The 22,608-nt window shown below is 72.2% G+C and carries 24 protein-coding genes; 8 read left to right on the top strand and 16 right to left on the bottom strand.

Annotated elements, in window-relative coordinates:
* Nucleotides 1–18: 18 nt before the first annotated feature.
* The 6 genes from E8M80_RS19765 to E8M80_RS26865 all read left to right on the top strand — a co-directional run bounded on the left by E8M80_RS19765 (nt 19) and on the right by E8M80_RS26865 (nt 3,801).
* Nucleotides 19–591 (top strand): peroxidase-related enzyme, encoded by a 573-nt coding sequence (locus E8M80_RS19765; protein WP_137127449.1) that lies wholly within the window; start codon nt 19–21, stop codon nt 589–591.
* 1 nt (nt 592) lies between these two features.
* A complete protein-coding gene (locus tag E8M80_RS19760; RefSeq protein ID WP_137127448.1) occupies nt 593–1,387 on the top strand; it encodes a creatininase family protein in 795 nt (264 codons plus the stop codon).
* Nucleotides 1,384–1,986 (top strand): hypothetical protein, encoded by a 603-nt coding sequence (locus E8M80_RS19755; protein ID WP_137127447.1) that lies wholly within the window; start codon nt 1,384–1,386, stop codon nt 1,984–1,986. Before E8M80_RS19760 ends, E8M80_RS19755 begins: the two co-directional genes overlap by 4 nt.
* Nucleotides 1,987–2,124: 138 nt before the next feature.
* Nucleotides 2,125–3,018: a formate dehydrogenase accessory sulfurtransferase FdhD gene (fdhD, locus tag E8M80_RS19750; RefSeq protein WP_137127446.1), complete on the top strand. Its 894-nt coding sequence runs from the start codon at nt 2,125–2,127 to the stop codon at nt 3,016–3,018.
* Nucleotides 3,008–3,646 carry a molybdenum cofactor guanylyltransferase MobA gene (gene mobA / locus E8M80_RS19745; RefSeq protein ID WP_137127445.1) on the top strand — a complete coding sequence of 213 codons (639 nt, stop codon included), beginning with the start codon at nt 3,008–3,010 and terminating at the stop codon, nt 3,644–3,646. Before fdhD ends, mobA begins: the two co-directional genes overlap by 11 nt.
* 29 nt (nt 3,647–3,675) lie before the next feature.
* Nucleotides 3,676–3,801, top strand: coding sequence for a hypothetical protein (locus tag E8M80_RS26865; protein WP_255467538.1), 126 nt, complete (start codon nt 3,676–3,678; stop codon nt 3,799–3,801).
* Between the two features lie 30 nt (nt 3,802–3,831).
* Here the strand turns inward: E8M80_RS26865 and glp are convergent, their stop codons facing one another.
* The 12 genes from glp to E8M80_RS19685 form a co-directional block, all read right to left on the bottom strand.
* The gene (glp, locus tag E8M80_RS19740; protein WP_137127444.1) at nt 3,832–5,082 is read right to left on the bottom strand and encodes a gephyrin-like molybdotransferase Glp; all 1,251 of its coding nucleotides are present in this window, start codon (nt 5,080–5,082) and stop codon (nt 3,832–3,834) included.
* Nucleotides 5,082–5,612 carry a molybdopterin-guanine dinucleotide biosynthesis protein B gene (gene mobB, locus E8M80_RS19735; RefSeq protein WP_255467537.1) on the bottom strand — a complete coding sequence of 177 codons (531 nt, stop codon included), beginning with the start codon at nt 5,610–5,612 and terminating at the stop codon, nt 5,082–5,084. Before mobB ends, glp begins: the two co-directional genes overlap by 1 nt.
* A 76-nt stretch (nt 5,613–5,688) precedes the next feature.
* Complete coding sequence (locus E8M80_RS19730; protein WP_137127443.1) at nt 5,689–6,705, bottom strand: formate dehydrogenase subunit gamma; 1,017 nt, start codon at nt 6,703–6,705, stop codon at nt 5,689–5,691.
* On the bottom strand, nt 6,705–7,301 hold the full coding sequence (gene fdh3B, locus E8M80_RS19725) for a formate dehydrogenase FDH3 subunit beta (protein WP_137127442.1): 597 nt from the start codon (nt 7,299–7,301) through the stop codon (nt 6,705–6,707). The genes E8M80_RS19730 and fdh3B overlap by 1 nt, the downstream gene beginning before the upstream one ends.
* 15 nt (nt 7,302–7,316) lie before the next feature.
* Nucleotides 7,317–10,256, bottom strand: coding sequence for a formate dehydrogenase subunit alpha (locus E8M80_RS19720; RefSeq protein WP_137127441.1), 2,940 nt, complete (start codon nt 10,254–10,256; stop codon nt 7,317–7,319).
* Nucleotides 10,257–10,279: 23 nt separating this feature from the next.
* Entirely contained in the window at nt 10,280–10,516 is a 237-nt protein-coding gene (locus tag E8M80_RS19715) for a twin-arginine translocation signal domain-containing protein (RefSeq protein WP_137127440.1), read from the bottom strand.
* A gap of 22 nt (nt 10,517–10,538) precedes the next feature.
* The gene (locus E8M80_RS19710; RefSeq protein ID WP_137127439.1) at nt 10,539–11,141 is read right to left on the bottom strand and encodes a molecular chaperone; all 603 of its coding nucleotides are present in this window, start codon (nt 11,139–11,141) and stop codon (nt 10,539–10,541) included.
* 101 nt (nt 11,142–11,242) lie between these two features.
* Nucleotides 11,243–11,899, bottom strand: a complete 657-nt coding sequence (locus tag E8M80_RS26975) for a DUF3306 domain-containing protein (RefSeq protein ID WP_137127438.1) — start codon at nt 11,897–11,899, stop codon at nt 11,243–11,245.
* Nucleotides 11,896–12,408: a DUF3305 domain-containing protein gene (locus E8M80_RS19700; protein WP_137127437.1), complete on the bottom strand. Its 513-nt coding sequence runs from the start codon at nt 12,406–12,408 to the stop codon at nt 11,896–11,898. Before E8M80_RS19700 ends, E8M80_RS26975 begins: the two co-directional genes overlap by 4 nt.
* On the bottom strand, nt 12,405–13,445 hold the full coding sequence (locus E8M80_RS19695; protein WP_137127436.1) for a DUF6352 family protein: 1,041 nt from the start codon (nt 13,443–13,445) through the stop codon (nt 12,405–12,407). Before E8M80_RS19695 ends, E8M80_RS19700 begins: the two co-directional genes overlap by 4 nt.
* Nucleotides 13,442–14,059 (bottom strand): DUF6505 family protein, encoded by a 618-nt coding sequence (locus E8M80_RS19690; protein ID WP_206035684.1) that lies wholly within the window; start codon nt 14,057–14,059, stop codon nt 13,442–13,444. The genes E8M80_RS19695 and E8M80_RS19690 overlap by 4 nt, the downstream gene beginning before the upstream one ends.
* Entirely contained in the window at nt 14,056–14,748 is a 693-nt protein-coding gene (locus E8M80_RS19685; RefSeq protein ID WP_137127435.1) for a biotin/lipoate--protein ligase family protein, read from the bottom strand. The genes E8M80_RS19690 and E8M80_RS19685 overlap by 4 nt, the downstream gene beginning before the upstream one ends.
* An 87-nt stretch (nt 14,749–14,835) precedes the next feature.
* On the opposite strand from E8M80_RS19685, the gene E8M80_RS19680 reads away from it, so the two are divergent.
* The gene (locus tag E8M80_RS19680) at nt 14,836–16,881 is read left to right on the top strand and encodes a 4Fe-4S dicluster domain-containing protein (protein ID WP_137127434.1); all 2,046 of its coding nucleotides are present in this window, start codon (nt 14,836–14,838) and stop codon (nt 16,879–16,881) included.
* Between the two features lie 177 nt (nt 16,882–17,058).
* On the opposite strand, the gene E8M80_RS19675 is transcribed toward E8M80_RS19680, so the two are convergent.
* The 3 genes from E8M80_RS19675 to E8M80_RS19665 all read right to left on the bottom strand — a co-directional run bounded on the left by E8M80_RS19675 (nt 17,059) and on the right by E8M80_RS19665 (nt 20,156).
* Nucleotides 17,059–18,105: a TauD/TfdA family dioxygenase gene (locus E8M80_RS19675; protein WP_137127433.1), complete on the bottom strand. Its 1,047-nt coding sequence runs from the start codon at nt 18,103–18,105 to the stop codon at nt 17,059–17,061.
* 32 nt (nt 18,106–18,137) lie between these two features.
* On the bottom strand, nt 18,138–19,373 hold the full coding sequence (locus tag E8M80_RS19670) for an MFS transporter (RefSeq protein ID WP_240790130.1): 1,236 nt from the start codon (nt 19,371–19,373) through the stop codon (nt 18,138–18,140).
* Nucleotides 19,374–19,466: 93 nt separating this feature from the next.
* Nucleotides 19,467–20,156 carry a glutathione S-transferase family protein gene (locus E8M80_RS19665; RefSeq protein ID WP_137127431.1) on the bottom strand — a complete coding sequence of 230 codons (690 nt, stop codon included), beginning with the start codon at nt 20,154–20,156 and terminating at the stop codon, nt 19,467–19,469.
* Nucleotides 20,157–20,257: 101 nt separating this feature from the next.
* On the opposite strand from E8M80_RS19665, the gene E8M80_RS19660 reads away from it, so the two are divergent.
* Nucleotides 20,258–21,574: a M20 family metallopeptidase gene (locus tag E8M80_RS19660; protein WP_137127430.1), complete on the top strand. Its 1,317-nt coding sequence runs from the start codon at nt 20,258–20,260 to the stop codon at nt 21,572–21,574.
* A 12-nt stretch (nt 21,575–21,586) separates the two neighbouring features.
* On the opposite strand, the gene E8M80_RS26320 is transcribed toward E8M80_RS19660, so the two are convergent.
* Complete coding sequence (locus E8M80_RS26320) at nt 21,587–22,603, bottom strand: transposase (RefSeq protein ID WP_206035683.1); 1,017 nt, start codon at nt 22,601–22,603, stop codon at nt 21,587–21,589.
* Nucleotides 22,604–22,608: the final 5 nt, after the last annotated feature.

Below are 22,608 nucleotides of genomic sequence, written 5' to 3'. Positions count from 1 at the left end.
GGGCGGATGGTCCGGCGCATGACGAAGCGCCCCATCGCCCGCACCCCGATCCCCGAGCTGAACGCCCTGCCCGAGGATATCCGCAGCCGCATCCTCACGGTGCAGGAGAAGTCGGGCTTCGTCCCGAACGTCTTCCTGATGCTCGCGCACCGGCCGGCGGAATTCCGCGCCTTCATGGCCTACCACGACACGCTGATGGACAAGGCCGAGGGGCTGACCAAGGCGGAACGCGAGATGATCGTCGTCGCCGTCTCGGCGCGGAACCAGTGCCAGTATTGCGTCGTGGCGCACGGCGCCATCCTGCGCATCCGCGCGAAGAACGCGCTGATCGCCGACCAGATCGCGGCCAACTGGCGCAAGGCCGACATCACGGCGAAGCAGAAGGCGATGCTGGACTTCGCGCTCAAGGTCACCGAACGCGCGAACGAGGTGGAGGATGCCGACCATGCGGCGCTGCGCGCGGCCGGCTTCGACGACGAGGCGATCTGGGACATCGCCGCCATCGCCGCCTTCTTCGGCATGTCGAACCGGCTGGCGAACGTGACGAACCTGCGCCCGAACGACGAATTCTACGCGATGGGGAGGGGCTAAGATGCCGGAGGTCCGCTGGGAACGCCTGACGGCGCCGGAACTGCGCGCATTTGCCGAACGCGGTGCCGTGGTCGTCGTGCCGGTCGCGAGCCTCGAACAGCACGGCCCGCACTTGCCGGTCTGGACGGACAGCTTCATCGGGCATTCCGTCGCGGTGCGCGCGGCCGAGCTCTGCGCGGACCTGCCGGCCGTCGTGCTGCCGCCGATGTGGCTCGGCCTGTCGGAGCACCATTTCCCCTTCGGCGGCACGATCAGCCTCGACTACGCGACCTTCGCCGGCGTGCTCCGCTGCATCGTGAAGTCGCTGCTCGCGGACGGCTTCGCGCGCGTCATGCTGTTCAACTCGCATGGCGGCAACATCGAGCCGCTGGCGGTCTCCGCGCGCGAGCTCGCGCATGAATTCGGCATCCCGGTGCTGACCGCGACCGCGCCGCAGCTCGCGGCGAAGGAGATCGCCGCGGCGCTGACCGCGCAGCCCGGCATGCAGCACGCCTGCGAGGCGGAAACCAGCCTCTGGCTGCACCTCGACCCCACGCAGGTGCGCCAGGAGCGCATCGCGGAATCCTTCGCCGAGGGCCAGCCGGCCGGCGGCGGTGCGGTGACACGGTTCCGCTCCTTCGCCGAGCGGGCGCCCGGCACCGGCGTGCGCGGCGATGCCCGCGCCGCGACGGCGGCCAAGGGCGCCACGATGTTCGAGGCGATGGCCGCGGCGCTGGCGGCGGAATTGCGCAACCCGGCGAACTGGTCGGCAGTCGACGCGGTGTGGCGGCGCGGGCGGGCGGTCGAGGCGCGGTGATCCCGCCCTTCTTCGGGCAATGGGAATCCGCCGGGCGGATCGGGGCCATCCTGTCGGGCACGCTGGCCGCGGAGGACGACCCGCTCTGGCCGCGCTCCGGCGCCGCGGGCGCGGCGGACTACGCGCGCTGGGCCGACCATCTCTGCGGCGTGGCGTGCCTGCGCATGGCACTCGCCGCCCGCGGCTTCGTGCCGCCGCGCGCCTTCGACCTGGCGCGCGAGTTGACCGCGCGCGGAGGCTACGCGGTGCAGCCGGACGGCACCATCCGCGGGCTGGTCTATGCCCCGGCCGCGGCCTGGCTGCGGGAGGCACACGGCATCGCGGCGGAGGTCCGGGTGGACCTGGCGGCGGAGGCGGTCGCCGGCCTGGTTGCGGCCGGAGGGATGGTGATCGCCTCCGTCCACCCCTCGATCCGCCGGCCGGAGTCCATGCCCCCCGCGCGCGGCGGGCACCTCGTGCTGGTCTTCGGGACGGCGGAGGGCTCGCTCAGATTCCACAATCCGTCGGGGGATAGACCTGCGTCGCAGCGGGATGCGCGGCTGCCGGTCGAGGCGTTCGCGCGCTTCCATGCGGGGCGGGGGATCCACCTGCCGGCGTAGCAGCAGGAGGGGCGCCGCCCCTCCGGACCTCCCCGCCAAAGGCCGAAGGGCCTTCGGCCTTTGGTGAGTCCAGGGCGAAGCCCTGGCGGAGCCCCGCCCTTGGTTGCGGCAGCGCCCGACATCGCCCATCTCGCTCCCATGGACGATCTCCTCCGCGTCAAGCCCGACCCCACGGACCCGCGCCTGACGCGCCGCGTCGCCGGCATCGACCACACAGGCGCGGCCATCGAGACCAGCGTCACGGTCGAGCGACCGCTGACGCTGTTCCTCAATGGCCAGGAGATCGTGACGATGATGACGATCCTCGACCGGCCGGAGGACCTCGCCCTCGGCTATCTGCTGAACCAGGGGATGCTGAAGCCTGATGCCGTCGTGACGGATGTGACCTACGACGAGGACCTCGGCGTGGTCGTCGTGCGCACGCCGGAGCGGACGGATTTCGAGGAGAAGCTGCGCAAGAAGACGCTCACCTCCGGCTGCGCGCAGGGCACGGCCTTCGGCGACCTGATGGAGGGCTTCGCCCAGGTTCGGCTTGCGCAGGCGGAGCTGCGCACTTCCTGGCTCTATCGCCTGCTGCACCGGATCAACACGCTGCCGACGCTGTACCTGGAAGCGGGCGCGATCCATGGCTGCGCGCTCTGCGTGCGGGACCAGCCGGTCGTCTACATGGAGGATGTCGGCCGCCACAACGCGGTCGACAAGATCGCCGGCTGGATGTTCCGCCATCGCGAGACGCCGGACGACAAGATCTTCTACACCACCGGGCGGCTGACCTCGGAGATGGTGATCAAGACCGTGCGCATGGGCGTGCCGATCCTGGTCTCGCGCTCGGGCTTCACGGCCTGGGGCGTGGAGTTGGCGCGCGAGGCGGGCCTCACGCTGATCGGGCGCTGCAAGGGCAAGCGCTTCGTGGCGCTGGCGGGGCAGGACCGGATCGTCTTCGACGCCGACCTCGACTACGTGGCCGAGGAATCCGCGAAGCACTGGCGCAAGAACAGCACCGAGGCGATGGCGGCCGGCGATGAGGGCTGACACGCTCGGCTGCGTGCTGGCCGGCGGCCTGGCGCGGCGCATGGGCGGCGGGGACAAGCCGCTCCGCCGGCTGGGCGGGCGGCCGATGCTGGATCATGCGCTGGCGCGGCTCGCGCCGCAGGTGGCGGCGGTCATCCTGAACGCCAATGGCGATCCGGCGCGCTTCGCGGCCTATGGCCTGCCCGTGGTGGCGGATGGGCTGCCGGACCATCCGGGGCCGCTGGCCGGCATTCTGGCCGCGCTCGACTGGGCGGCGGAGCATCGGCCGGGGCTCGCCTGGGTGACCTCGGTGCCGGGGGATTCGCCCTTCATCCCGCGGGACCTCGTGGCACGTCTTCACGCTGCGCGGGCGGTGGCGGGCGTGCCGCTGGCTGCGGCTTCTTCCGGTGGGCAGCCGCATCCGCCGGTCGGGCTTTGGCCGGTCGCGCTGCGTGCCGAACTGCGCGCCGCGCTGCTGGCGGGGGAGCGCAAGATCGACCGCTGGACCGCGCGGCACGGCTGCGCGATGGCGGAATGGCCCGTGACGCCGGTCGATCCCTTCTTCAACGCCAATGCGCCCGAGGACCTCGCCGCCGCCGAGCGCCTGCTGCCGCTGTTGCAAACCACCGGCGCCGAGGCCATAGACTGACGCGGATAAGGTTGGGGAAAGAGCGCGTCATGAAGGCCATTGTTTCTGGGATCGTGATCGCGGTGATCATCGCGGCCGGCGCGGCCTATGTGCTCGACACCAAGGTGCAGCGCACGGCTGAGACCGCCTTCACCACGACGGGCGCGCGGCTGTAGCGGCGAGGCGCCGCACCGGACCCCGCGCGCTCAGAGCAGCCCCGCGAAGGGGATCACGGTCACGGCGTCGCCGGGGGCGACCTCGGTCACGGCCTCGGACAATTCCACGAAGCCGTGCGACTGCGTGAGCGACGTGAGCAGGCCGGCACCCTCGCGCGGGAACCGCTGCGCGCGCGTCGCGCCGTCCTCGGTCCTGATCGTCACGCGCAGGTATTCCCGACGCCCTGCCTTCTTGCGGCAGGCGAAGTCCGCCACCGCGGCATAGCGCGGCAGCGGCGCCTCCGCCGCGCCGGCGAGCCGGAGCAGCAGCGGACGCGCGAGGTGCAGGAAGCAGACGACCGCCGCGACGGGATTGCCCGGCAACCCCACGACCGGCGTGCCGGCGACGACCCCCATCGCCGCCGGGCGGCCCGGCTTCACTGCCAGGCGCCAGAACACCAGGCTGCCGGCGGCCTGGATGGCGGCGCGGACATGGTCCTCCTCCCCGGTCGAGACGCCGCCGCTGGTCAGCAGCAGGTCGTGCCCGCGCGCGGCCGCCTCCAGCGCCGAGGCGGTCCTGTTCGCGCTGTCGGGCAGGATGCCGAGGTCGGTCGCGACGCAAGGCAGGCCGCCCAGCAGCGCCAGCAGCGTGAAGCGGTTGCTGTCGTAGGTCTGCGCCGGCCCGAGGCGACGGCCGGGCTCGGCGAGTTCGTCGCCGGTCGAGAAGACGCCGATCCGGGGCTTCGGCCGCACGCCCAACGCCGCCTGGCCGAGTGCTGCGGCGAGCCCGATCTCCGCCGGGCCGAGGCGCTGGCCGGCCGCCAGCGCGAGCGCGCCCTTCGCCACGTCCTCGCCCGCCGGCCGCGCATTCGCGCCCCGCTTGAGGCCGGGCGGAATGAGCAGCCCGCGCCCGTCCCGCCGGACATCCTCCTGCATCACGCAGGTGTCGGTGCCGCCCGGCATCGGCGCGCCGGTGAAGACACGCACCGCCTCCCCCGGGCCGACCGGGCGGACGGGAACATGGCCGGCCGCGACGCGCCCGGATTCCTCGAGCCGTGTCATGGCGCCCTCGGAGAGGTCGTCGTGGCGGAAGGCCCAGCCATCCACCGCCGCGTTGAAGAAGGGCGGCAGCGCCACGGGCGCCAGCAGGTCGGCGGCGAGGATGCGCCCGCGTGCCTCGGGCAGTGCCACCGCCTCGGTGCCATCGGCCGGGGGGATGCGCTCGGCGATCAGCGCCTGGGCCTCCTCCACCGACATGAGCGTGCCGCCGAAGGCGAAGCAATCGTCGCTGAGTTGCGCCATCAGGCCTCCTGCCGCACGCCCCAGTCGATCTCCGCAACGGGCGCTGCATGGGCAAGGACGAGCGCCGCAACCGCCGCGACGTCGTCGAGCGCCGCGCACGGCAGGTCGTAGGGCGGCGGGACGTCCGAGGCAACGGCCACGATCCCCGGCATCTCCGGCCGCATCCAGGGCTTGCCGTTGGCGGCGCGGTGCACCTCGATCTTCGGGTGGGCGTCGCGCTTGAAGCCCTCGACGATGATGAGGTCGACCGGGTCCATGCGCGCGACCAGCTCGGCCAGCGTCGGCTCCCGCGCCGTGCGCAGTTCGGTCATCAGCGCCCAGCGCGCGCCCGAGGCGACCATCACCTGCGCCGCCCCGGCGCGGCGGTGCTCGTAGGAATCCTTGCCCGGGACGTCCACGTCGAAGCGATGATGCGCGTGCTTGAGGGTGGAGACGGCGAGGCCCTGCCCGATCAGCGCCGGCAGCAACCTGACCATGAGGGTCGTCTTGCCCGCCCCGCTCCAGCCCGCGAGCCCGATGATGCGCGTCACGTCGCGTGGTCCCCGAAAGACGGCGGGCGCACGGCCTTCGCCATGCGCCCGCGCAAGGTCCGATGATCCGGCTGCGTCAGTCGGCGCCGGCCGGCTTGGCAGAGGCGGGCGGCTCGGCAGCGCGCCCCTTGGCGAGCTCGCGTTCGACCCAGAGGTTGTGGTGCTGCTTCGCCCAGTTGAGGTCCACCTGGCCGGTCGTCATGGCGGCGGATGCGCCCTCCATGCCGACCGAGCCGATGTAAATGTGCGCCAGCATCACCGCGATCATCAGCACCGAGACGATGCTGTGGATGATGTGGCTCAGTTGCATGCCCGCGATGTCGGTGAAGAAGAACGGGAAGACCAGCATGTAGCCGGTCACCGCCACTGCCGCGCCGCCCAGGATGGTGATCCAGAAGATTCCCTTCTGGCCGGCGTTGAAGCGCTCGCTGTCCGGGTGCGCGTTGCCGATCAGCCCGCCGCCCTGCGCAAGCCACTTCACGTCGCGCCCGTTCGGGATGTTGTCCTTCACCCACAGCAGCAGCATCAGCACGAGGCCGAGCGTGAAGGGGAAGGCCAGGAAGTTGTGGGCGTACTTGCCCCACTGGCTGATCGCCGTGAAGGCTTCCGGCCCCACCAGCGGCAGCAGGATGTGCCGCCCGAAGGTTAGGTTCAGCCCCGACAGCGCCAGGATGATGAAGGTCGATGCCACCATCCAGTGGTTCGCGCGCTCCAGCCCGTTGAAGCGCTGGATCGTGCGGCCCGAGGCGCCGCCCTCGATCGGGACCCGCCCCTTGGACAGGCGGAACAGCACCAGGATGCCAAGCATGCCCAGCACCGCGACGCCGCCCACCCAGGCGAGCGTCACGTTGTGGAAGTCGCGCCAGGACCGGCCCTGCGGCTGGATCAGGTTCGCCGCCTGCTGGTCCGGGATGGTGATGCGGCCGGCCACGCGGCCGCCCTGCAGCGCCTTGATCACCTCGAGCTCGTCCGCCACCGGCGGCAGCATCGAGGTGGGGTTGGTCGGCGTGCCGCTGACCTGCGGATTGGTCTGCGCGTGGCCGGCAACCGGCGCGGCCACGATCAGCACGAGGGCGAGGACGAGCGCGCGCATCAGATCGCCACCGTCTCGCGGTAGGCGGTGCGCCAACCCCAGGCGCCCGATCCGTAGCCGCGCTTCTGCACGCGTTCCCGGTAGATCTGGGCGATCACCTGGCCGTCGCCGGCCAGCAACGCCTTGGTCGAGCACATCTCGGCGCAGAGCGGCAGCTTGCCCTCCGCCAGACGGTTCGAGCCGTACTGGACGTACTCCGCCTCGATGTTGTCGGCCTGCGGGCCGCCGGCGCAGTAGGTGCACTTGTCCATCTTGCCGCGGCTGCCGAAGTTGCCGACGCGCGGATACTGCGGGGCGCCGAACGGGCAGGCGTAGAAGCAGTAGCCGCAGCCGATGCAAAGGTCCTTGTCGTGCAGCACGACGGCATCGGCCGTGGTGTAGAAGCACGACACCGGGCAGACCGCCGCGCAGGGCGCGTCCGTGCAGTGCATGCAGGCCATGGAGATCGAGCGCTCGCCCGGCTTGCCGTCGTTGATCGTGACGACGCGCCGGCGGTTGATGCCCCAGGGCACCTCGTGCTCGTTCTTGCAGGCGGTGACGCAGGCGTTGCACTCGATGCAGCGCTCGGCGTCGAGGAGGAACTTCATGCGGGCCATGTGTGTCGCGCCTCCTTAAGCCGCGCGGATCTGGCAGAGGGTGACCTTCGTTTCCTGCATGAAGGTCACCGGGTCGTAGCCGTAGGTCGTCACCGCATTGACGGATTCACCGAGCACGATCGGGTCCGTCCCCTGCGGATACTTCGATCGCTGGTCCTCCTGCATGAACCAGCCGGCGAAGTGGAAGGGCATCCAGGCGACGCCCGGGCCCACGCGCTCGGTCACCAGCGCCTTCATGCGGGTGGCCTTGCCCTGCGGCATCTCGGGCCCGTTCACGAGCACCCAGGCGCCGTCGCGGATGTTGCGCGCGGCGGCGTCACGCGGGTTGATCTCGACGAACATGTCCTGCTGCAGCTCGGCGAGCCACTTGTTGGACCGCGTCTCCTCGCCGCCGCCCTCGTATTCCACCAGGCGGCCGGAGGTGAGGATGATCGGGAAGTTGGGCGCGAGATCCTTCGCCCGGTTCTGGACCGACTGCCCGAGATGCGGCAGGCGGAAAGCGCGCCGGTCGGGCAGCGTCGGGTACTGCGCGATCAGGTCGGTGCGCGGCGTGTAGATCGGCTCGCGGTGCACCGGCACCGGGTCGGGCAGGTTCCAGGCATTGGCGCGCGCCTTGCCGTTCCCGAAGGGGATGCAGCCATGCGCGATCGCCACGCGCTGGATGCCGCCCGACAGGTCGGTGGACCAGGACGCGCTGTCGATGTTCGCGCCGAAATGCCGTTCGAGGGACGCCTTCTCGGCCGCCGTCAGGTCGTCGAACCAGCCGAGGCGCTTCAGCACCGCGACCGTGAACTCCGGATAGCCGTCCTGGATCTGGCTGTCCTTGGAATAGGAGCCGTCGGCCAGTAGCGAGACGCCGTTGCGCTCCAGCCCGAAGCGCGCGCGGAAGGTGCCGCCGCCATCCTTCACCGGCAGGTTTGTGTTGTAGAGGATGTGCGTGCCCGGGTGGCGCATCTCCGGCGTGCCCCAGCAGGGCCAGGGCAGGCCGTAGAAGTCGTTGGCGATCTCGGCCGGCGCGTCGGCCTTGGCGCGCAGCGTCACCAGGTCGAACTTGTCCTGGTGCTGCATGTGCAGCTTCAGCCGCTCCGGCGACTGGCCGGTGTAGCCGGTGGACCAGCCGCCGCGGTTGATCTCGCGCAGGATGCTCTCGGCGACCGGCTCCTGGCCGCGCACCTCGATGTTCTTGAACATCTCGGCCTGGAAGCGGACCGGCATGTTGCGCTTCTCGGCGGCCTTATCCAGCGCGCCCGCGAGGCGGTACATCACCTCGTAGTCGGTCTTCGACTCGAAGATCGGCTTCACGACCTGGTAGCCCCACTGGATGGAGCGGTTGGAGGCCGTGCGGCTGCCGTCGCATTCGAACTGCGTGCAGATCGGCAGGAGGTAGGTGTTGTCGCGCCGGTTCGCGAGCACCGCGAAGGTCGTCGGATGCGGGTCCGCCACGACCAGCAGGTCGAGCTTCTCGAGCCCCTTCACCGCATCCGGCATGCGGGTGACGGTGTTGCCGCCGTGGCCGAACACGACCATCGCCTTCGTGTTGTCGCGCTGCTGCACCTGGTCCTTGGGCAGCGTCACGGCATCGAAGTAGCGCGTGGTCGGGATGCCCGGCGCCTCCATCATCGCCTTGCTGTCGAAGCGCGCGAGCAGGCTTTCGTAGGAGACCTCCCACACCCGCGACCAGTGCTTCCAGGCGCCTTCGGCAAGGCCATAGTAAAGCGGCAACGAGGTGACATCGAGCCCGAGGTCGGTCGCGCCCTGCACGTTGCAGTGGCCGCGGAAGATGTTGGCGCCGTTGCCGTCGCCGCCCACGTTGCCGGTCGCCAGCAGCAGGATCGAGAAGGCGCGCACATTGGCGGTGCCGACGGTCTTCTGCGTGGCGCCCATGCACCAGATCAGCGTCGAGGGCTTCTGCGTCGCGAACTTCTCGGCGACGCTGCGGAGCTGCGCGCCCGGCACGCCGGTCACGCGCTCGACCTCGGCCGGGTTCCACTTCGCGACCTCGGCGCGGACATCGTCCATGCCGTAGACGCGCTGGCGGATGAACTCCTTGTCCTCCCAGCCATTCTCGAAGATGTGCCAGAGGATGCCCCAGATGATGGGGATGTCGGTGCCCGGCCGGATCCGCACGTATTCCGTGGCGTGAGCAGCTGTGCGGGTGAAGCGCGGGTCGATGACGATCATGTTGGCGCGGTTGATCTCCTTGCCGGCCAGCACGTGCTGGAGCGACACGGGATGCGCCTCGGCGGGGTTGCCGCCCATGATCATGATGGTCTTCGAATTCCGGATGTCGTTGTAGGAATTCGTCATGGCGCCGTAGCCCCAGGTGTTGGCAACACCCGCGACCGTGGTCGAATGGCAGATGCGCGCCTGGTGGTCGACCGAGTTGGTCCCCATGAAGGCGGCGAACTTGCGATACAGGTAGGCGCCTTCGTTCGAGAACTTGGCGCTGCCGAGCCAGAAGGTGGAATCCGGCCCCGAGGCCTGGCGCACCGCCATCAGCTTGTCGGCGATCTCATCCAGCGCCTGGTCCCAGGACATGCGCTGCCATTGCCCGCCCACCAGCTTCATCGGATACTTGAGGCGGCGGTCGCCATGCACGAGCTCGCGCACCGCCGCGCCCTTGGCGCAATGCGTGCCGCGGTTGATCGGGCTCTCCCAGGTCGGCTCCTGGCCGACCCAGACGCCGTTCTGCACCTCGGCCGTGACCGTGCAGCCGACCGAGCAATGGGTGCAGATGTTCTTGACGCGCGTGACCGGCTGGGCGTGGTTCATCGGCCCCGCCTGGGCGGGGCGGACCGTCGTCAGCGGAATGGCGCCGAGCGCGGCGAGGCCGACACCCGTGACGCCCGCCTGCTTCAGGAAGGCGCGGCGGTCGAGCCCGCCCGAGGACAGGCCCTGATAGGCCGCGGCCAGGCGCTGCTTGCCGGCGCGGGCTTCGGAACGCTTGATCAGCATGGGGTTTCGCTCCCTCTTCTCTCTCAGCCGCCGTAGCCGTTGGTGCGGTAGAAGGCCCGCACATGCGCGCTGTCGGCCTGGTAGCGGGCCTTCAGCCGGTCGGCCTCGTTCTCCTTGCGGGCGGTGCCGGCGGGCACCGCATCGGCGCGCACGGGGCCGGCGGCCTCGGCGACGCCCGCCGCGGCGGCGGCCGCGCCGCCAAGCCCAAGCGCCTTCAGGAAGCCTCGACGTTCGGCCACGGTCTTGTCGTTGGTGCTCATCTCTCGCCTCTCCCGGCCTTCCTCAGCCCGGCAGCCCGAGGGCCGCCTGCTCGATCTCGACTGCAACGCGCCCGAGCATGCCGACCGCGCGGTAGAACCGCGCCGCCTCGGCCCGCTCAAGATCCGCGAAGAACCTGCCGGCCCAGGGCCGCAGGTGCTTTCCGAAGAACGCCTCGGCCTCCGCGGTCCCGCCCTCGAAGCTGCCCGAGAGCAGCCCGGCATAGACCTCGCACTCCGAGGCGATGTGGTCTTCCGGCTCGGCCACGCCCGCGGCGCGCTCGAGGCCGAGGCGCAGCATGTCGCCACGCAGCTCCGCCAGCGGCCGCTCATGCAGGAAGCCGGTCAGGTAATAGGACGCGAAGGGCAGCAGCTCGCCGCGCCCGAGTCCGATGAAAAGGTCGTGGAATTCGCGCTCGACGGAGACGGGGTCCGCCGTTCCGGCGGCCGTCGCCACGGCACCATAGGCCTCCCCGAGCGCCGTGCGGTCGCCGCGCAGCCCACGCAGCGCCGCGATCAACCCGGCATCAGGCGCGGCGACGAGCAAACGCCCGAGCAACGCAAAGAGACGGCCGCGCTCATGCGCCAGCGTATCACGAACGGTGTCTGCGGTGCCCGTGCTGGACATGCCGAGACGGATCTCCCTCTCCCCGAAATCCCGAGCGGGGTACTCTGGAATCGCCAGATCTGACAAGCCTTTGAAATATAACAGATAGTTGAGAATCATTCTCAACTTGGCAGCGCCGAGCCGTGCCGGCGCGCGGGCGCGGCCATCGGCTCGGCCACCTCCGCCGCCTCCGGGGCGGCGGCTATCGCCGGGCCATCAGGCACGGGCTCCCCCGGAAGATCTTCCGCCTCCCCCGGGCCGGCCTCATCGGGCGTGGGCGCCGCCGGCGCGCCCGTCTCGGCCTTTGCCTCGGGCGGATCGAAGCGGTCGAGCCCCACCGCCTGGGCGAGCATGCGCTGCACGTCCCCGCTGAGTTCGAGCGCGAAGCCGGGCACGCCGTCCGGTGCGTTGAAGTCCCAGTCATAGTCGGCCAGGCCGACGAAGTCCCGGATCGCGGGGTCGAGGCCCCAGGCCTTGCGCAGCGCGGCACGGCGCAGCGGCTCCGGCACGCCCTTGCGCAGGAAGGCGCCGAAATCGCTCTCGGCGGACAGGGAGTCGAGCGGCGGCAGGCTGGCCGGATCGAATTCCGGCTCCGCGTCGGGGGCAGGCGGCGGCGCGCCGGCCGGAACGTCGGCCGGACCGGGGGCGAGGTCCTGGGCCGGCGTGACCGGCCGTACCGCGACCGGCACGGGCGCGTCCGGCGGCGCCTCGGCCTCGCGCTCGTCCTCCGCCGCGCGCTTCTGGCGCGACCAGCGGGACAGGAACCCCTCCCCGCTCACGCGCCGTCCACCCGCGGCCGGCGGCCGAGCGCATCCGTGTCCGCCCGGTCGCGCCGGCGCTTGTGGAAGCCGCGGTCGCGATGGTGCTCGGCGACGAAGGCCTCCACCGTCGCGCGAAGCCGGGGCGGCAGGGGCAGGGCTTCCAGCAGGTCGTCGCCGGTGTCGGCATAGAGGTGCGCCTCCCCGGCATCGACCGTGACGGCCTGCAGCATCAGCCCGGGCGGGGCCTCGCAGGGCCGCAGCACCACCCAGATGCGCGGCTCCGCGGCCTCGAGGTTGTGCTTGTAGTTGTCGGTGTCGGTCGGGTGCAGCGCGACCTCGGCGGTGCCGGCGAAGAACAGTGCGCGGCCGGCCTCCTCGCGCAGCAGGGTCCAGGCGGCGACGGGCGGCGTGTCCTCCAGCACCTCGCGCGCCTGCCAGACATGCTCGGCCCAGGGCGTGACGGCCGGGCGGCGTTCCGCCACGACGCCGACGGGAATCCGGATGGTGCCCGGGACTTCCAGCGTCATGCGGCCTCATCCTTCGCGACCAGCGGCAGCCCCGCCACCAGGTTCTGCGGCTTCATGCGCACGCGATTCGCCGCATCCATGGCCAGCGCAAGATAGACCGGCCGGCCGGCCACGCGCGGCAGCACGCGCGACGCATCGCGGAATTCCAGCACGCCGAGCCAGAGGATGCGCGCGAGCCGCGCCTGCTTCACCGTCTTGCCGTGCCAGAGGTCGTTGGCGATCGCGCTCGCCTCGGCATCGAGGCCGACATGCCAGGTCCAGTTCGCATCCTCGATCACCGGGACGGGCCGGATCGCGACCTCCTCCCCGAACAGGTGGCGGATGAGGCGTTCCAGCATGCGGCCGATGCCGCGCGCGCCGTCCCGCCCCTCGGCGATGTCGAGGGCGAAGTCGTGCGCATCCGACCGCCCGTGATAGAGCGTGCCGTTCGCCTCGGTCAGCACGTCAAGCTCGACCTCGCGCGGCGGCGCGCCGGCTTCGACCAGCAACTGCCCGATCGCGCCGAAGCCGCCGTCGCGGCCGCGCATCTCGACCACCTCCTCATCCGCCAGCAGTGTCGCGCCCTGGTGGATGCCGGCGCGTTGCGTCCGGTACAGCAGCTCGCCCGCCCGCAGCACGAAGGGGTCGCCTTCGCCTTCCAGCGCGGCGCGCGCCACGAGGTGCGTCAGCATCTGCAGCAGGATCGGCGGCAGCCCCGCCACGCCCTCCCGATAGAGCGCGAGCCAGGCGGCCTCCAGCGAGGGCTGCGCCGCGACGCGGTCGCGGAAGGCCATGAAATGGCCGAAATTCTCGCGCGCGTCGGCATCGGCCAGCGCCGCGAGGCGGGCCGGCTCGACCGGCTGCAGCGGCGCCTCCATCAGCGCGGCGTGCAGCGCCCGCTCGGCCGCACAGGCCTCGTCGGGCGGGATCAGCTCCGGCCGCGCGAGGAAGGCGCGCCACAGCTCGGGCGTCGCCAGCAGCCGCCCATGCGCGCCGACATCGCAAAGGTGGTGGCCGGAGGCGACCCAGAAGTCGCCGGGGGAGAGCAGGTCGCTCATTCGGGGGCCTCGTCCTCGCGCCGACCGGCGCGGCTTGATCCCTCGCGCCGGCCGGCGCGACTGGAACCCGTGCCGGCGCGGGCCATGCGCGCGAGGTCCGGGTGCATGACCGGCTCCTCCTCGCCATCGACCGCGACGGCCGCGAAGACCGGCAGCGTCTCGAAGGCGCGGTGCGGCTCGGCGCGTTCATGCAGCGTGCGGAAGCGTTCGCGGATCTCGCCGCCCTCCGCGCCACGGGTGAGCGCGACCAGGGTCCCGGGCGGATGGTCGCAGAGCGATTCGGCGAAGGCGATCTCCTCCTCCGCCGCCGCGCGCGCCGCCGCGGCGTCCGGCGCGCCGAGGGCATCCTGGATATGCGCGGCCAGCGCGGCCGCCGCTTCCTCCCGCTGCGCCGCGCTGGCCGTCACGACCTGCACCAGCGTCGACCACCCGAAGGAGCCGAGGCCGAGGAAGCCCGCCCGGAAGGCCTGCCGCCGCTTGCCCTCCAGCGCCCCCAGATCGTCGTCCCAGAAGCAGAAGCCGCCGGGCACCGCCCATTCGCCGGGCTCGGCCGCGCGCGGGAAGACCAGCGCGTCCGAGGCGTCGAGCCGGATGGTGCGCAGCAGCCGCGTCATGCCGCCACCCCGTCGATCGGAAGCCGTTCCCGGACCGCGCCCCGCTGCAGCACCAGGTCGCCCGTCGCGGGATCGATGCCGCGTCGCGCACCCTCACCCACCGCGGGGTCGAGCCGCGCCAGGTAGCGGGAGGTCACGGCGCCGAGCCCGCGCGCCTGCCATTCCGCCAGGATCGCCATCAGGTGGCGCGCCCAGGCGGCGGTGACCTCGGCGGGCGTCGTCTCGTTGAAGCCTTCCTCGAACAGCGTGGTGCGGTCGCGCACGCGGCCCGGCTCGGCCTCGGCCGGGTCGGCGAAGGCGGCCTCGATGCCGACCACCAGCCAGTCCGGCACCGCATCGGCCGCGCATCCGGGCGGCGCGGCCAGGCGCGCGTGGCCGACCAGCCCGCCATTGACGCGCACCGCGGCCGGCCAGTCGAAGGTGATCGGCATCTCCGGCGGGCCGAGCGCGCCGGCCGCATCGGCGAAGGCGGCCAGCGCCGCCAGCAGCGCCGGGCGCGCCGCGCCCAGCGGCTGCTCGGGCTCGAGCACCACCGCCGCCTCGATGCGCGCCCAGGACCGCACCCAGACCAGCGTGCCGGCGCCGTGCCGCGGCGCCTCGGCCACGGCGCGCGCCATCGCGCAGCCGGCCTCGCGCAACGCGATGATCGGCCGGAAGACGCTCGGCAGGTCGGACAGGCCCTCGGACACTCGTTCCCTCGCATCCCCGTGACGCCCGGCATATATGCGCGCAGCCCCTGAGGTCCAAACGGGGCGTCTCCGGGAGACGTGCGGTCGATGAGCGGAACGGACGGGCGGATCGCCCTGGTGTGCAGTTGCGAGGATACGATGCGCCTCGACGAGAAGGCCATCGCCCGCGGCTGCCGCGCCGAGCTGCGCACCGCCGAGCAGCTCTGCCAGGCGCAGCTCGACCGCTTCATGGCTGCGATCGCGACCGGCCGGCCGCTGACCGTCGCCTGCACCGCCCAGGCGCCGCTCTTTGCCCAGGAAGCCGCGGAATCCGGCGGCGCCGTGCCGACCTTCGTGAATGTCCGCGAGCATGCCGGTTGGTCCGCGGAGGGCCGCGCCGCCGGCGCGAAGATGGCCGCGCTGGTCGCCGCCGCGGCCGAGCCGATGCCCGCGACGCCGCTCGTGGCGCTCGAGAGCCACGGCGTGACACTGGTGCTCGGGCGCGATGCCGTGGCGCTCGACGCCGCGGCGCGGCTGCAGGACCGGCTCGACCTCACGGTGCTGCTGACCGGCGCCGAGGATGTCGTGCCGCCGCGCGCCGCCGCCTTCCCCGTCATGAAGGGCCGCGCGCGCGCCGCGACGGGCTGGCTCGGTGCCTTCGAAGTGACCGTGGACGGCGCCGCCATGCCGCGCCCTTCCTCCCGCGCCCGCTACGACTGGGGGCCGGGCAAGGACAGCGCCGTGAGCCGCGCGGATGTCGTGCTGGACCTGACCGGCGGCGCGCCGCTGTTCCCGGCGCACGAGGTCCGCCAGGGGTATCTCCGCGCCGACCCCACCGACGCCGCGGCCGTCGAGCGCGCCATCGCCGCCGCGGGCGAGTTGGCCGGTACCTTCGACAAGCCCCGCTTCGTCGCCTTCGAGGCCGCGCTCTGCGCCCATTCCCGCAACAGGAAAACGGGCTGCACGCGCTGCCTCGACCTCTGCCCGACCGGCGCCATCGCGCCCGGCACCGGGGCGGAGAAGGACCATGTCGTCATCAGTGCCGAGATCTGCGCCGGCTGCGGCGCCTGCGCCGCGGTCTGCCCGACGGGTGCCGCGACCTACACGCTGCCGCCGCCCTCGGCCCTCGCGCGGCGCCTGCGGACCCTGCTGCTCGCGTACCGGGAGGCGGGCGGGGAGGCGCCGGTCGTGCTGGTGCATGACGAGGCCGCCGGCGAGCCGCTGCTCGACGCGCTGGCCCGGCACGGCAACGGCCTGCCCGCGCGCGTGCTGCCGCTGCGCGTGAACGAACCGACGGCACTCGACCTGTCGCTCATCGCCGGCGCCTTCGCCTGGGGCGCGACGGCGCTGCGGGTGCTGCTGCCGGGCAAGCGGGCGCACGGGGCGGAGGGAGTGCTGCGCAACCTCAATTACGCGAATGCCGCGCTGGCCGGGCTCGGCCTCGGCCACGCCGCCCCGCGCGCCGCGGCGATCGAGACGGACGACCCCTTCGCCCTCGGCGAGGCCCTGGCCGCCCTGCCGCGTGCGCCCTTCGCCTTCGCACCGTCGACCCACCAGGCGATCGGCACGCCGCGGGAGATGGCGCTGCAGGCGTTCCGGGCACTGCGTACCGCCGCGCGCGCGCCGGCCGAGGCGGTGCCCATGCCGGCGCTCGCCCCCTTCGGTATCGCGCAGGTCGATGCGGCGGGCTGCACGCTCTGCCTCGCCTGCACCGGCGTCTGCCCGACCTCGGCCTTCAGCGCGAACCCCGAGACGCCGCAGCTGCGCTTCCTCGAGGATGCCTGCGTGCAATGCGGCCTCTGCGCCGCGACCTGCCCGGAGAAGGTCATCACGCTGGAGCCGCGGCTGAACTTCGCCGAGGCCGCCAGCGCGCCCCAGGTGGTGAAGGAGGAGGAACCCGCCGCCTGCCCGCGCTGCAACAAGCTGTTCGGCACCAAGGCCTCCATCGCGCGGGTGAAGGCGAAGCTGTCGGCGCATTGGATGTTCAGCGACCCGTCGAAGGTCGCGATCCTGGACCTCTGCGAGGATTGCCGGATCACGGAGGCGACCTCGGGCGGGCTCGATCCCTATGCGGGGCCGGCACGGCCGATCACCAAGACGACCGAGGATTACCTGCGCGAGGCGGAGCGGGCGAAGCGCGACACGAAGGAGTGATGACGGCCGGTGCAGGTCCCGACGCCGCACGACGGCGGAAAGGTCGGGGGAGGAGAACCTCCCCCACGACCCCTCCCTTCTTTGTCATTTGGTGCCCGTCCTGGATGGTTGGACGCCAGGTGCCAAGGAAGGTTGAGGGGGGGACCGGGGGGAGAAGTTCCCTTCTCCCCCCGCCCTTCAAGCCGGCGCCAGCGTGAAGGTCAGCACCGTGTCCTTCACCACGATCCCGCCCCGGTTCCCCGGCGTGATATCCCCGTAGCGCTGCGCATAGGCGGGCGGCAATTCGCGCGCCTCCCGCGGCGCGAGCCACAGGCGCAGCAGGTGCCGCCGCCGCTCGGGTTCGGGCCAGTCCTCAAAATCGGTGCGGCTGTGCAGGCAGGTGTGGTTGTGCACGAACTGCATGTCGCCGGGGCGGAACTCCATCTCGAGCGACATCTCGGCGGCGAGCACGTCGAGCCGGTCGATCGCGGCGTGCTCGACGGGCGTGAGCCGCCGCGCCTCGGGGAAGTTCGCCTGGGCCGAGCGGATGTACTGGCCCGCGTAGATCGTGCTGAGCTCCCCCCGGTGCCAGTTGAAGACCGGGATCTCGAACCAGGGCAGCATGCCCGGCGGGATCTCCCCGCGCCGGTCGGTCGGCATGGGGTTGAACAGCGCGCGCCAGAGGTCGGGGGTCTCCGCCAGCATGCAATCGTGGATCGCGACCGAGGAGACGATGCGCGAGCCGCCGCCGGACTTCGCCGTCTTCAGGCAGAGCAGGCCCACGATGTCGCAGCTGTCGGTGTGGAACTCGAGCTCGCGGCTGGTCTGGTAGTAGCGCACCTTCGGGTCGCGGATGTCGAGGCCGAGGTCCTTCACGTGCCCGAGCAGGTGCCCCTTGGCATTCTGCGAACGGAACCCGCCGAGATGCGCGCCGATGCCGAGGTAGCCGATCGCGCTGTCCTCGATCGGCCGCGCCGCGACGTCGAAGCCGCGGATCAGCACGAAGCCGCGCCCGCGCTGCAGGTCGCCCAGGATGCGCGCGAGGCGGGGCGCCAGCAGCGGCAGGCGGAAGGTCTCGGGCGTGATCCCGCCCATCGCGCGGCCGGCAGCCTTATGGGCGGCGATGGCGGCGTCGATCTCGGCCAGTTCGGGGCCGCCCAGCGTCTCGATCCAGTCGGTACGGCGCGCCATCGCGTCGCCCGTCCAGGCGGCCTGCCCGCCGATCGGGCCAGCTGGCAGGTCCATGGTGTCCTCCCGGTTCTTGCGTTGCTGGCAGGCTATGGCGTGGCCGGCGCCGCTGTCCATCCGCGCGGGAGGCGCATCCCCCGCCGCAGCAGCCAGAGCGCGATGGCGAGGTTGACGAGATTCCACGCGATCCCGTTCCACATCGCCGCGTCGTAGGACCCAGTGGCGTCGAAGATGGCCCCCGCCATCCAGCCGCCGAGCGCCATGCCGACCAGCGTGGAGGACAGCGCGATGCCGACCCGCGTTCCCGCCTGCTCGGGCGGGAAGTATTCGCGCACGATCATCGCGTAGGACGGCACGATGCCGCCCTGGAACAGGCCGAAGACGGCGCTGACCACGTACAGCGCGACCATGCCGTCCGCCGGCAGGAACAGCAGCAGCGCCACCCCCTGCAGCGCCGAGCCGAGCGCCAGCGTGCGCAGCCCGCCGATGCGGTCCATCACCGCGCCGAAGGCCAGGCGGGAGACGATGCCGCAGGCGAGCATGAGCGACAGCATCTCCGCGCCGCGCTGCGCGCCGTAGCCGAGGTCCACGCAATAGGCGACGATGTGGACCTGCGGCATCGCCATCGCGACGCAGCAGGCGATGCCCGCGAAGCCCAGGATCGCCTGCAGCCTATTGGGCGGCAGGCCGAGCGGCATGGCCCCCGGCGAGCCCTTGGCCGCCACCGGGCGCGGCGGCGGCACCGGCGCGCGCGGCCGGAGCGCCAACGCCAGCGGCACCATGGTCAGCAGGCAGGTGGCCCCCATCGCGAGGTGCGCGTGCCGCCAGCCGATCGTGCCGATCCCCCATTGCAGCAGCGGCGGCCAGAGCGTGCCCGCCAGGTAGTTGCCCGACGCCGCGATCGCGACCGCGATGCCGCGGCGGCGGACGAACCAGAGCGAGACGTCGGCGATCAGCGGCCCGAACACCGCCGCCGCGCCGAAGCAGCCCATGAAGACGCCGTAGGCGAGGCCGAAGACGAGCAGGCTCGGCGCCAGCGCCGCCGCGACGCCGCCCACCCCGAGCGAGACCGCGCCGATCAGCACCGGCACCATGACCCCGAAGCGGTCCGCGAGCCGCCCCATCAGAACGCCGCCGACGACGAAGCCGACCATCGTCATGGTGTAGGGCAGCGAGGCGCCGGCCCGCGCCGTGCCGAATTCCGCCTGCACGGCGGGAAGCACCACCACCACCGACCACATCGGCGCGCTGCCGAGCATGGACAGGAGCACGGCGGCCACCAGGCGCAGCCAGGCCGGGCGGCGGTCGGTCACGGCATCGGTCACGGCGGTCCTGTTCCTCCCGGGCGGCGGAGCATGGCAGGCGCGGCCGGCGGTCGCCATGGGGCGCGCGTCATGGCGCCATGCGGGCCCGTCGGGTCAGGGCCAGGCGGCGCAGGCCTCCCAGCCGATCTCTCGCGCCTGCGCTTCGGCGCCCGCGACCCATTCGGCCACCAGCGGATGCGCCAGCACGGCATCGGCATAGGCCTGCGCATCCGGCGCCAGCACCACGGAATAGGTGCGGAAGCGCGACGCCATCGGCGCCCACATCGCATCCGCGAAATTGAAGCGCGCGCCGAATAGGTACGGCCCGCCCGCGCCCCAGGCGGCGCGGGTGTCGCGCCAGGATCGCTGCACCCGCGCGACCTGCGCCTCCACCCCCGGCCGGCCGAGCAGCTTCGCATTGGACGGGATGCCGTTCGCGATCGGCCAGCGCTTGACCAGGTTCATCGGCATCGCGGCGCGGAGTTCGGCGAAATGCGCGTGCATCTCGGCCGCCGACATGCGCGCGGCGGTGCGCGCGCGGAGGTCCTGGGGCCAGATGTCGCAGCCCGGCGCGCGCTCCCACAGGTATTCCGCGATGGCGAGCGTGTCCGTCACGACGAAGCCGTCATCCACCAGCACCGGGATCAGCCCGGTGGGCGAGACCTCCGCCAGCCGCGCCTTGCTGTCGGGGCGGGAGAGAAACAGCGTCTCGGCCTCGAAGGGCAGCCCGGAGAGGCGGCAGGCGAGCCAGCCGCGCATCGTCCAGGTGGAGGACCACTTGGCCCCGATGATCAGCCGCATCATGCACGCACTCCCGTCCGGTGCGGTGATCCTCGCCCGCGGCGCGTCTTGACGCCAGCCGGGCGCCGCCGAACCATCGCTCCCTTAGCCCCAGGGAATCCCGCATGTCCGCACCCGATGTCGCCGCGCGCGTCGCCGCCGCCGCCGAAGCCAGCGGGGAGGCCTCCGTCGCGTTCCTGCGCGACCTGATCCGCCTGCAGCGCGACGGGGAGGATGCGGTGCAGGCGCGCGTCGCCGAAGCCGCCGCGGCTGCGGGATGTGACGTCGAGCGCCGCCGCTACCGCCCGGCCGAGGTCATCCTGCGCGAGGAATTCGCCGATGCTTCGGCCATGGCGAGCGAGGAACGCGTCGCCGTGCTCGCGCGCCTGCCGGGTACGGGCGGCGGGCGCAGCGTGATCTTCTTCGCCCATCCGGACGGGGAGGCCTTCCAGCCCCGGCACGGCTGGGCGCACGACCCCTTCGCGGGGGAGGTGGATGGCGGGCGCATCCATGGCTGGGGCGTGGCGGACGACCTGGCGGGCGTCGCCACCATGGTCGAGGCCGTGCGCGTGCTGCGGGACGCGGGGCTGCGGCCGAAGGGCGACGTGATCCTGGCGAGCACGCCGTCCAAGCGCCATGCGCGCGGCGTGCATGCGCTGCTGCATGGCGGCGTCGGGGCCGATGCCGCGGTCTACCTGCACCCGGCCGAATCCGGCATCGGCATGCGGGAGGTGAAGGCGCTGGCGCCCGGGCAGCTCGTGTTCCGCGTAGTGCTGCGCGGCACCCAGCCGCCGACGCAGGAACCCGGCCACACGGCCTTCGCGCATCTCGCGGTCAATCCAGTGAATTTGGTCCCGCCGGTGATCGCGGCGTTGCGCGCGCTCGACGCAGGGCGCGGCGCGCGGGTGAAGCATCCCGTGCTCGAGACTGCGATCGGACGGTCCACCAACCTGCTGATCGGCGACATCCGCGCGCTCGGCGACGGGCGGGCCTCGCGCGTACCGCCGGCGGTGCAGCTGTCCTGCGCGCTCGCCTTCCCGCCCGGGGAGAAGTTGGCGGATGTCCAGGCCGAGGTAGAGGCCGCGCTGCGCGACGCGGCGGCGGCCGACCCCGCCCTCGGCGCGCATCCCCCGGAGATCGTCTTCCTCTCGGGCGTCACGGGGGCCGAGGTCAGCCAGGACCACGCGCTCTGGCACGCGACCAGCGAGGCGGTACGCCTCGGCACCGGCACGGCGCCCGAGATCAACCCGCTGCACACCTCCTCCGACATCCGCAACCCGATGGTGCAGTCGGGCATTCCCTGCGTCGGCCTCGGGCCGCTCTGCGGCGACCTGACGCAGAATGGCGGGCGCGACGAATGGGTGGATGTGGCCGACTACAAGCGCGGGGTCGCGGTCATCGCGGCGCTGATCGGGCTCTGGTGCGGGGCGGAGGAAGGCTGAGCCGCGGCATCCTCAGGCAGACCGGAGCATCCCGTTCGAAGGCGCCGCTCGGCAGGCCGGTCGAGACCCTGGGTTCGGGCGCCTCGCGCCGGCGTCGGGTCGGGGGCGTTGCCTTGCGTGCCCAGGCGCGCCCGCAGCGACTGCAGCCGGAACGCGGGGAAGAAGGTGGGGGGAGGAGAACCTCCCCCGAGCCCCCTCCCTTCTTTGCCACTTGGCGTCGGCCGTGGAATGTCGGCGCCAAGCGGACACTTCGAATAACCTGCCGATCGGGTGCGTCTGACGGGCGTCGCGGTTTTGGCGCAGGTGAGCGTACGTCGATGGGCTGCTGCTTGGGGGCGGGAGCCGCCTTTCTGGCGTTCCTGGCGCCTGGGCCTTTGACGCGGCCACGCCCCTCCCTTCGATCCAGACCGGGCGGCGCATGTTGTAGCCGAGGTTGGCCAGCGTGATCCGCGCGGTGGCGCGGACCAGGCCGATGCCGCGCACGATCACGCCCATGCGGCGCTTCTCGGTGGCGAAAACATGCTCGACCAGGCTGCGCACCCGCGCTCGCGTGGCATTGCCGCGCGATATGTACGCTGGCATGAGCCATCCGCCGGATTTGGCGCGCTGGAACTCGGGCACGAGGCCGCGCCGGTCCAGCAGTTCCACGTTGGCCTTGCCGCGATAGGCGGTGTCGGCCCAGACCCCTCTGGCCGTGTTGTTCGGATCCAGCACCACGCCGAGTTGGCTGCCATCGTGCCGCGCTGCATGCGTGACGCTGAACCGGCGGATGAAGCCGTGCCCGCGATCGATGCCGAGATGATTCTTGTAGCCGAACATCGACACCGCGATCTCGGCCGCGGCCAGACGCTGGGCGCCACCCTCGGGCGGCGTGGCCCTGCGGCCGCGCTTATTGGTCCAGCGGCCATCACGGTCGATCTGCCGCGCGCGTGCCTTCGAGCAACCCTCCGGTGTCCCGCCATCTCGCAGCGTCGCCTTCTCCTCCTTGGTCAGGCGAGGTCGCCGGGCCTCGACAACGGTGGGATCCACGATCT

Origin of the sequence: Roseomonas sp. HF4 (genome assembly GCF_005222755.1) — a bacterium.
Lineage (GTDB): Bacteria > Pseudomonadota > Alphaproteobacteria > Acetobacterales > Acetobacteraceae > Neoroseomonas.
The sequence above is the reverse complement of the archived record's forward strand: the minus strand, read 5'-3'. Positions and strand labels throughout refer to the sequence as shown.

Bases quoted from the DNA above. Each gene is read 5' to 3' on its own strand.
- E8M80_RS19665 (WP_137127431.1), bottom strand. From the start codon at position 20,156: ATGATGCGGCTGATCATCGGGGCCAAGTGGTCCTCCACCTGGACGATG.
- E8M80_RS19700 (WP_137127437.1), bottom strand. From the start codon at position 12,408: ATGACGCTGGAAGTCCCGGGCACCATCCGGATTCCCGTCGGCGTCGTG.
- E8M80_RS19695 (WP_137127436.1), bottom strand. From the start codon at position 13,445: ATGAGCGACCTGCTCTCCCCCGGCGACTTCTGGGTCGCCTCCGGCCAC.
- mobA (WP_137127445.1), top strand. From the start codon at position 3,008: ATGAGGGCTGACACGCTCGGCTGCGTGCTGGCCGGCGGCCTGGCGCGG.
- E8M80_RS19680 (WP_137127434.1), top strand. From the start codon at position 14,836: ATGAGCGGAACGGACGGGCGGATCGCCCTGGTGTGCAGTTGCGAGGAT.
- E8M80_RS19660 (WP_137127430.1), top strand. From the start codon at position 20,258: ATGTCCGCACCCGATGTCGCCGCGCGCGTCGCCGCCGCCGCCGAAGCC.
- E8M80_RS19765 (WP_137127449.1), top strand. From the start codon at position 19: ATGACGAAGCGCCCCATCGCCCGCACCCCGATCCCCGAGCTGAACGCC.
- E8M80_RS19720 (WP_137127441.1), bottom strand. From the start codon at position 10,256: ATGCTGATCAAGCGTTCCGAAGCCCGCGCCGGCAAGCAGCGCCTGGCC.
- glp (WP_137127444.1), bottom strand. From the start codon at position 5,082: ATGGCGCAACTCAGCGACGATTGCTTCGCCTTCGGCGGCACGCTCATG.
- E8M80_RS19760 (WP_137127448.1), top strand. From the start codon at position 593: ATGCCGGAGGTCCGCTGGGAACGCCTGACGGCGCCGGAACTGCGCGCA.
- E8M80_RS19690 (WP_206035684.1), bottom strand. From the start codon at position 14,059: ATGACGCGGCTGCTGCGCACCATCCGGCTCGACGCCTCGGACGCGCTG.
- E8M80_RS19730 (WP_137127443.1), bottom strand. From the start codon at position 6,705: ATGCGCGCGCTCGTCCTCGCCCTCGTGCTGATCGTGGCCGCGCCGGTT.
- E8M80_RS19710 (WP_137127439.1), bottom strand. From the start codon at position 11,141: ATGTCCAGCACGGGCACCGCAGACACCGTTCGTGATACGCTGGCGCAT.
- fdhD (WP_137127446.1), top strand. From the start codon at position 2,125: ATGGACGATCTCCTCCGCGTCAAGCCCGACCCCACGGACCCGCGCCTG.
- fdh3B (WP_137127442.1), bottom strand. From the start codon at position 7,301: ATGGCCCGCATGAAGTTCCTCCTCGACGCCGAGCGCTGCATCGAGTGC.
- E8M80_RS19715 (WP_137127440.1), bottom strand. From the start codon at position 10,516: ATGAGCACCAACGACAAGACCGTGGCCGAACGTCGAGGCTTCCTGAAG.
- E8M80_RS19675 (WP_137127433.1), bottom strand. From the start codon at position 18,105: ATGGACCTGCCAGCTGGCCCGATCGGCGGGCAGGCCGCCTGGACGGGC.
- E8M80_RS26865 (WP_255467538.1), top strand. From the start codon at position 3,676: ATGAAGGCCATTGTTTCTGGGATCGTGATCGCGGTGATCATCGCGGCC.